Genomic DNA, 7,607 nt, shown 5'->3' on the forward strand with positions numbered 1-7,607 from the left:
TTTAAGGCTTGCTAACAAACAAGCCTTTTTTCTTTGCACGGCTGCAAATAAAAGCGCAATTCAAATTCGCTACCCTGCCCGGATGATGAGACCAAAATCTCTCCTCCATGCTGTCTGACAATGGATTGGGCCAGTGAAAGACCTATGCCAAAACCCGGGGACTGAGGATTGCTTTTATAAAAACGTTCAAAAATTCTGCGCTGCTCTTCCCGGGCAATCCCCGGACCGGAATCCCTAACCTTAATGCTTTGAAAAACAGCATTTTGTTGAAGTGAAATGTAAACTTTGGATCCCTGCGGAGAAACCTCCACGGCATTTTTCACCACATTGATCAGAGCCTGCAAAAGCCAGACACGGTCAGCTTCAATAGTAAAATCATCACCTGAGACTTCAATACTTATAGATTTCTGTCTCATCAAGTACTCAAGGCTCATCTCAGCTTCAATCACCAGTTCTTTTGCCATGAAGAAAGCCTTGTTTAAATCGACCGCCCCGGCATCCAAAGACGAAAGTTTTAAAAGCAGGTCGCTGAACTCATAAAGGCGTTCGACTTCCTGGCGCAGGCGTTCTTGATATTCCATTGGATGGTCCGGATCGGCTTCTAGCAAATCCAAAAGAAGAAGTACTGCTGTTAAAGCAGTTTTGATCTGATGGGTGATATCCCCCATGTTGCGTTTTAGTTGCTCTTTAGCTCTGACCGCTTCATCACGTATATGCCTTTGACTAACCAAGCTTTTACATATCTCGTCCCTCAGAACTCCAAAAATATCATCTTTTAGTGGCAAGCGTACTTCCTGCTCTTCAAGGCAGTGCAGCAGATCGATCAGCTGATCGATATCCTCAAGCAATTTTCTTTCTTCACGTTTATGTAAAAGATAATGAGCAAATCCTATAATTATGCTCAACACAAGTAACCAAAGAATAGTAATCCAGTCTAACCGCGGGTTAAAATATAGAACTGCACATGTACCAAAAAACCAAGCTGTGGGAAATATAAAAGCCTGTAAAGCCTTTGCCACTATTCATCTCCTCCTGTCAAACGATATCCGATCCCCCTGACGGTCTGAATATAGTCTTGATATGGTGCAATTTTGTCTCTGAGACGTTTGACAGTGACAGTCAGAGTGTTATCATAAACATCCCCTCGTTCCCAACCCCAAAGCAAATCTATAATTTTTTGGCGTGGTAAAATCAGTCCCTGGTTTTCCATAAAGAGTTCCAGCAGTTCATACTCCTTCGCACTTAAATCCAGTATTTTGCTTTCCAAAAAGGCTGTCTTCGTTGCTTTATCCAACTCCAAATTCCCGCATTTGATCCTTTTTTCATCCCAGTCAAAACCAGCACGTCTTAAAATCGCATCCATTCTGGCTTTCAGTACCGGTAATGAAAAAGGTTTGGTTAAATAATCATCTGCTCCCATCTCCAGACCTTGAATAATATCACTTTCCTGATCTCTCACTGTTATGATCAGGAAAGGTATCCGTATTTCGCAGGATCTGACATAAGCCAGATATTCAAAGCCATCTCCATCCGGAAGATTGAGATCGAGAATAATAAAATCCTGTCTGTTTGGGTTATATTGATATGCCTCTTCCAAACTAAAACAACATATCACTTCATGCCCTTGCCCGGAAAAAAAGTGTTTAAGAACAAAAGAAATATTTCGGTCATCTTCAATCACCAGTATTCTCATTGAATCCCCCCTTGGAAACCATAAAAAATACATTACAGGGCCGTCAAAATGATGTATGTAGTCTTTCCCATAATATCAGCTTTCTTGAATTGGATATGGTTTTTTCTTCACTATAATAAGGTTACACCCTGCCCATCTCTTCTTAAAACAAATTTAAAAAAAGGCACCACCCACTAAAACGCTTTTTAATGGGTGGAATTTTCTCTTACAAAAATTCAATTAATATTTCACTCTAAGTTCATTATACTCTAAAATAGGTTTAAAGACTACTATGCTAACATAGTTTCACTATTTCGGCATCAGTATAGAGTTTCGACATGACTGAACTAGGAAAACATATCTATCGGTTGAATTTTACAAACCTCAATATCTCAAGCCCCTTTTCCCAAGCTTGCCTGAATTTATCAAAAAATCAGTTTAATCTAGTTTTTCCTCATTATAACAAATAACGCTTTCGTCGCTGCCAAAAGGGTATTTTTTTGCGATGCCGCCGAACCATTTGTACTCTGTGCTATATCTTGTATCGCCTTTTCCTCGTGTTTCGATGAGTTCTTTGAGACCAGACCGTAAGTCATCAAACAACGAAATATCATCAAAATCCTGTGCATGACCGTGCAGGATTCTATCCGCGTTTTCGGTTACCCATGAAATTCTGTTAAGATTTTCGAGAAATGTTTTGAGCTGCAGGCTCTCTTTCAATTGCATCCAAAGATGATGATTAATACTGTCACCGGTAAACAATATTCGCTTTTCTTTTAAAAGCAGGCATATTCCTCCGGGAGTATGTCCAGGTAGCGAAATAACCTCAAGTATAAGCCCACCAAGGTCGATTGCATCGCCATCATTAATTGCCTTAAATGGCGGCATTTCAACCTTCTTTTTTTGGCAAAGCTCCACAAATTCAGGAAATTTGATATGCTCGGCGGCAATTTTTGCATCGTCGGGATGTAAAAAGCAATCGCAATCAAAGTACACATTACCGAAAATATGGTCACAATGGCCATGTGTATTCACTACTGTAAGCGGAAGACTGGTGATTTCTCTGACAACCGCATGAACATCCGCGATACCGTTCATTGTGTCAATAACAACAGCCTTTTTCTCACCGCAAACAAGATACCCCGTCGCCTCACCATTATCATCCATAAGCCATACACAGTCATCAATTTTTTTGACTTTTACTCTCCTTTCCATACAAAACACTCCTTATCTTTTATTATTCAGTTAAACAAGGCTAACTCAAATAAATATGTAGAGCCAAGTTGTCGGGATGAATGTATTCAAACAGCAAATAGTATAACACTCTGATCAACCCCTCCATTTACTGTTCTAAACCTAAATACATCATAAAATGATAAACTCAGCTAACTTAATATCATGCTATTTTCTATAGCTTGTTCATCGCTTTACATTGCTCTTTCCATTTGATCAGCCAATCATATTGTTTATCAAAATAGTCTACACCTACACAATCATAACCATATACTTCCATTATAGTTGCCTGCAACTGAAAATGATAAACAGCAATCATATCATAAAATGCTGCTATTTCCTCTCTGCTTAATGAGTAATACTTCAAATAGCCTTTTAAAAACTGCTCAAGCCTAACTTTTGATTTTTCATAACCGTCATACTCAAAATTATACCAATTTGTATCATTGCAAAACAAAGCAACATCATACATCGGGAAAGCAATACAGGATGTGTCAAAGTCCATGACGCGTAATATTCCAGAGCTATCTTGATGGATATTTCCGCGATAAAGGTCACAGTGACAATATCCTCTAGGCAGATTTTTAATTTTTTCCCATAACTCATCCCCATACTCTTTAAAGGCATCAACTTTATCATATTTCTTTATTCTCATAATTTCTAAATATCTCTCAATAAAAAAATACTTATCCCTAACAGGTAGTTCACCTGTAAAATTTTTCATAATCCTGTGCAGTTTCCCGATTAACTCGCCTACTTTTTCAGTGTTTTCAGGATCAGGTTCTTCACCCTCTATATACTCATATAATATAAAAATCTTTCTTTCATCATGATATGAGTTTCAACATAAGCAGCATCATTTTTTGCTAGTACAATAGGAATAACTGGAAATTGATTTTTCATAAGGTACAATTGAATGTCGATTGAATATAGTGCATTTTCAATGAATGGCGGTCTTATTATTTTTAGGAAAAATTTGTTGTCCTCACCATAAACAACATATGCAAGATTTCCACCTTCACGGAATAACTCAATATTCTTTATATGAAGATTATAATTTTGGTTTAGTATCTCTATAATGTGATTTATTCCCATTACTATACCTCCCAAAACAACCAACCTTGCAGATAAAATGTATTTGATTCGTCGTCCGCTTAAAACTTGTTAACATCTACTAATAAGTTTAGAACATCGTAGCTTATTAGATTCTATGGCCCTATATAATGATTATACCAATTTTATGAATATATTGAAAGAACTAACTGTCGCAGGAAGCTCCTATCGGCTGAATAAAAATCTTGACTAAAGGTCAGGTTCCCGGTATATCTGTAGCTACAGTTATTCATAAATGTGTTCCGAGTTTACGGTTGTTCGTAAATAAGGCACAACTTTTACGAATAAACTGTAATTCTTTTAGGCGTCCGTTTAAGTACACTTTTGTGAATACTATCCAAAGGTATTGTTTCAGAAACTTCCTTCCGATTTGGTTGTCTTATCCTTACTCCAAGTTATTACGACCGGATTGATTTTGCATTATCCTATAAGCAGCAAAGCCATTGACAATATCTTTGTAGCATAGCCTTTATGCCTTTGGGACGGTCTAATGCCAAATCCCGAATAACCATCATTGTCAATACTTTTAGCATCTTTGCGTCTAATACTTATAGTGTCTATAATAATCTCGCCATTTATAAAAAATAAGAGTTCTGTTCTGCTATGCGGTCTTCCTAAATCCATTTCAACCACTCTGCATATGTTATATTTCTTTGCTGTGAATTACTAAACCTCCTAAGCGCACCTGGATTTAATCTCTTGCCACATCTTTCCACTGGTCTATCATTTCTCCATATTGCTTCTCGTGTTCAAGTGCCGGTCGCACTAAAAACAATTCTTCCATCAGCGTTTCGCCCTAATTTATTAACTTCAATATAGCTTAATATTTCCCTTGATTTTTAGTATTTCTGGGTACACACTCTTTCACTCTTGACATCAATGTTATGTACTCCACATGTGTTTTGATAGAAAGGTGATAAATTTTCACAGAAAAATAAGGGAGTATTTTAATTTTACCCCCTATGAATTCAAGATGAACGCTTATAACTTTGCTTTAACAGAAACATTATATATTTTTCTATTTGAAATATTCTATTTTTTATTCTCAGACTCTATCAGTTCTATCATTTCAATAAAATAATTATATACTTCTGTACTTTTATCAAATATGTTTTCTAAGTCTTTTTTCCCACTTTCCAAAACATCTTTTTCCGAAAACTTTTCATTAAAAATAATTGCTAAAGTATATTGCATTTGTGAAGCCACATTTAACATTTGTTTTCCTGTATTTTCTGCTTTTAAATAATCAGAATATACTGATACAAAGTGTTCCGGAAAAACACTAATTAAATAACCATAAAACCACAAATAATCTCCGTCATTTGAATATTTCTCAGTTGCTATTTTAAAGGCATCTAGTAATATATTTTCTGCTTGGTTTAAACATTTTTCTAATTTTGGTGATAATCTTCCCCATTCAGCCATAACATACCAAGTGTAAAAAGAAATTCTGAAAAGATCATATTTCTCAACTGTTTTTAAATAATCTTCATTAATAGCATCAAAAAAACCTATAAGTTCTTCCCATTTTTCATTTTTTATAATTCTCTCTAACTTATCTAAATCCATTGTACATCATAACCTTTCAAATAATATTCTATTTATTTCTTATTTACCCATGCATCGCTAATTTTCCATATACTATCATTTATCTTTTGAAATGTTACTGTTACTGTTTCTTTCCCAACTTTTAAAACTCTTTTATATGCAGAACCGTATCTGCTTTCTGTTCCTTTTTTCATAACTTTTTCTATTATATCTCTTACTTTTTCCCATGTAATTGTTCCCTTAATAATTTTATCCCAATCATGTTCTATTAAGCCCCCTAACCAATTTGGACAATCGCACACTAATTTAGTAAAATAAAAATTAATAGGAGGTTGTCTAAATTGAAAGGGAAAGGTAAAAGGTATCCAGAAGAATTTAAGCGTCAAATTGTTAAGGAAGTAGAAGAAACAGGCAATGCTTCTTTAGTTGCAAGAAGACACGATTTAGTTCCTGGCACTGTTACTCGCTGGGTTAGGGAGTCAAAGAAGCAAAATGGATTAATTCCAAGTTCTAATTATTCCAATAATATTAATGCTAAATCTTTAGAAGAAGAAAATGAACAATTGAAAAAATTACTAGTAGTAAAACTTTGATATTTTGTCCTCAAATAACTACACATTAATATTTAGCTGAAATCAAGGGCCCGCCTTAGCGGGGCGTAGCCTTTACCCTTGATGAAGGTAAATATTAATGTAAAATCAGACAAGGCCAAAATAAAATACTATGATATTGAAAGTATTAGTGAGTTTTTGTCCAAAATTAAGGGGTCAATCCGAATAAACGATATTTAAAATATTTAATTTGTATTTAGATTTTCCAGTACACGTTATTAGGTAGTCTACGTAAATAGCCTTCGCTTTTTTCTATTATTTCTCCTGTTTGAATGTTTCTTACTATTACATTTTCATGATATTCGGGATCTTCATACCATTCAGATAGATACAACCTATCCCCATCCCGAAATAATACTGTCTCTGTTTTTCCAATTGCAATTTTCTTTTTTTCTGGCCAAACAATTTCATAGAAGCCATCATTTCCACTTCTTCCAAGAGTAAGTGGCGTTGTTTCAAGCTTTAAGTTATAGCAGTCTTCAACTTCTGATAAAGACAATTCAGTAATAACTTCTAATTTTTGTTTTTCTGGGATATATTTTTTAATTTTAATTAGCTTTTCATGAAAATCAACAACTAAAAAATTAAATATCCCATTATTCCATATAGGTTTTTCAACATATACATTCCCTTGGATTTGAAATGGTGAATGTACTTCCCCATCAGGATAATGGATTAAGTGATAATTCATTCCTTTAAAAAATCCATCGTTATTAAATATCTCTTGCGCTTCATATAAGTCACAATATTCAACTGTTCCTTCTCTGCATGAATACCATTCATTTGTTCCTTCAATTTCTTCTGGATAACTACTTGAAATACCTTTTATATTAGTAATATTTATCATTTATTTATCCCCCTTTATAAAATAAGCCTATTTAACATTGTGTCAATAATATGATATTATGATTAGTCTATTTATTCATTTTATCACATCTATTCCATCTCCTCAACCCCTACAAAAATAAACGTTACGGTAAAATCATGAACCCATTTCCTACCAAAAACATTCACTTAGAATATTTAAAAATATGCTGTGCAGCATAAAAAATATAAGATAAGCTATATTTTCAGGAAATGGATCCAGAAATATCATGATGATATTAGATTCGCCCTGGATACAATACTTTTGACAGATTAATACAGGTATGCCAAAAAACCAGATACCCCTGCGTAAGGTAATATCCAGTAATACAAAAAGTATTATCTGCCATAAATAGCTAGAATTAGCTATTTCTTAAAGTTGATATCAAATACCCTAGTTCTATATTCTACATCCAAAGATGCCTTTAATCTTTTTAAGTTTGCACTCAACTTAGGGAATTCTTCAGTTTCCCTGCGTACCATATTTAACACAATCCTCTTTGCTACAGCTAGATTATCAGGGGCCAAATCTTTTCTTGTTTTATTAGCATCATCTTAAATGTTAC

General features: G+C 34.6%; 11 protein-coding genes (1 of these 11 cut by a window edge). 1 reads left to right on the forward strand and 10 read right to left on the reverse strand.

From position 1 onward, the window contains the following. Window positions 1-11: 11 nt before the first annotated feature. The 8 genes from CLOCL_RS18025 to CLOCL_RS21785 form a co-directional block, all read right to left on the reverse strand. A complete protein-coding gene (locus tag CLOCL_RS18025; RefSeq protein WP_014256661.1) occupies window positions 12-1,019 on the reverse strand; it encodes a sensor histidine kinase in 1,008 nt (335 codons plus the stop codon). Continuing rightward, window positions 1,019-1,693, reverse strand: a complete 675-nt coding sequence (locus CLOCL_RS18030; protein WP_003515981.1) for a response regulator transcription factor — start codon at window positions 1,691-1,693, stop codon at window positions 1,019-1,021. Before CLOCL_RS18030 ends, CLOCL_RS18025 begins: the two co-directional genes overlap by 1 nt. Window positions 1,694-2,110: 417 nt before the next feature. Continuing rightward, the gene (locus tag CLOCL_RS18035) at window positions 2,111-2,887 is read right to left on the reverse strand and encodes an MBL fold metallo-hydrolase (RefSeq protein WP_003515979.1); all 777 of its coding nucleotides are present in this window, start codon (window positions 2,885-2,887) and stop codon (window positions 2,111-2,113) included. A gap of 193 nt (window positions 2,888-3,080) precedes the next feature. After that, window positions 3,081-3,722 carry a phosphotransferase enzyme family protein gene (locus CLOCL_RS18040; RefSeq protein WP_306472658.1) on the reverse strand — a complete coding sequence of 214 codons (642 nt, stop codon included), beginning with the start codon at window positions 3,720-3,722 and terminating at the stop codon, window positions 3,081-3,083. After that, the gene (locus CLOCL_RS18045) at window positions 3,698-4,000 is read right to left on the reverse strand and encodes a hypothetical protein (protein WP_003515967.1); all 303 of its coding nucleotides are present in this window, start codon (window positions 3,998-4,000) and stop codon (window positions 3,698-3,700) included. The genes CLOCL_RS18040 and CLOCL_RS18045 overlap by 25 nt, the downstream gene beginning before the upstream one ends. 438 nt (window positions 4,001-4,438) lie before the next feature. Then, complete coding sequence (locus CLOCL_RS18050) at window positions 4,439-4,642, reverse strand: hypothetical protein (RefSeq protein ID WP_003515965.1); 204 nt, start codon at window positions 4,640-4,642, stop codon at window positions 4,439-4,441. A 408-nt stretch (window positions 4,643-5,050) separates the two neighbouring features. Beyond that, window positions 5,051-5,587, reverse strand: a complete 537-nt coding sequence (locus tag CLOCL_RS18055; RefSeq protein ID WP_014256662.1) for a hypothetical protein — start codon at window positions 5,585-5,587, stop codon at window positions 5,051-5,053. Between the two features lie 32 nt (window positions 5,588-5,619). Continuing rightward, window positions 5,620-5,868: a polymorphic toxin type 35 domain-containing protein gene (locus CLOCL_RS21785; RefSeq protein ID WP_245532817.1), complete on the reverse strand. Its 249-nt coding sequence runs from the start codon at window positions 5,866-5,868 to the stop codon at window positions 5,620-5,622. Between the two features lie 39 nt (window positions 5,869-5,907). On the opposite strand from CLOCL_RS21785, the gene CLOCL_RS18060 reads away from it, so the two are divergent. Beyond that, on the forward strand, window positions 5,908-6,159 hold the full coding sequence (locus tag CLOCL_RS18060; protein ID WP_014256663.1) for a transposase: 252 nt from the start codon (window positions 5,908-5,910) through the stop codon (window positions 6,157-6,159). 214 nt (window positions 6,160-6,373) lie between these two features. On the opposite strand, the gene CLOCL_RS18065 is transcribed toward CLOCL_RS18060, so the two are convergent. Together CLOCL_RS18065 and CLOCL_RS18070 are read right to left on the reverse strand one after the other, a co-directional pair. After that, the gene (locus CLOCL_RS18065) at window positions 6,374-7,024 is read right to left on the reverse strand and encodes a hypothetical protein (protein WP_014256664.1); all 651 of its coding nucleotides are present in this window, start codon (window positions 7,022-7,024) and stop codon (window positions 6,374-6,376) included. Between the two features lie 526 nt (window positions 7,025-7,550). Next, window positions 7,551-7,607, reverse strand: the end of a protein-coding gene (locus CLOCL_RS18070; protein WP_014256665.1) for an ISAs1 family transposase. Its footprint extends 963 nt past the window's final position; only the last 57 of its 1,020 coding nucleotides appear in the window; the start codon falls outside the window, past its right edge; its stop codon occupies window positions 7,551-7,553.

Origin of the sequence: Acetivibrio clariflavus DSM 19732, assembly GCF_000237085.1 — a bacterium.
GTDB classification, from domain to species: domain Bacteria; phylum Bacillota; class Clostridia; order Acetivibrionales; family Acetivibrionaceae; genus Acetivibrio; species Acetivibrio clariflavus.

Bases quoted from the DNA above. Each gene is read 5' to 3' on its own strand.
- CLOCL_RS18030 (WP_003515981.1), bottom strand. From the start codon at position 1,693: ATGAGAATACTGGTGATTGAAGATGACCGAAATATTTCTTTTGTTCTT.
- CLOCL_RS18035 (WP_003515979.1), bottom strand. From the start codon at position 2,887: ATGGAAAGGAGAGTAAAAGTCAAAAAAATTGATGACTGTGTATGGCTT.
- CLOCL_RS18045 (WP_003515967.1), bottom strand. From the start codon at position 4,000: ATGGGAATAAATCACATTATAGAGATACTAAACCAAAATTATAATCTT.
- CLOCL_RS18050 (WP_003515965.1), bottom strand. From the start codon at position 4,642: ATGGATTTAGGAAGACCGCATAGCAGAACAGAACTCTTATTTTTTATA.
- CLOCL_RS18055 (WP_014256662.1), bottom strand. From the start codon at position 5,587: ATGGATTTAGATAAGTTAGAGAGAATTATAAAAAATGAAAAATGGGAA.
- CLOCL_RS18065 (WP_014256664.1), bottom strand. From the start codon at position 7,024: ATGATAAATATTACTAATATAAAAGGTATTTCAAGTAGTTATCCAGAA.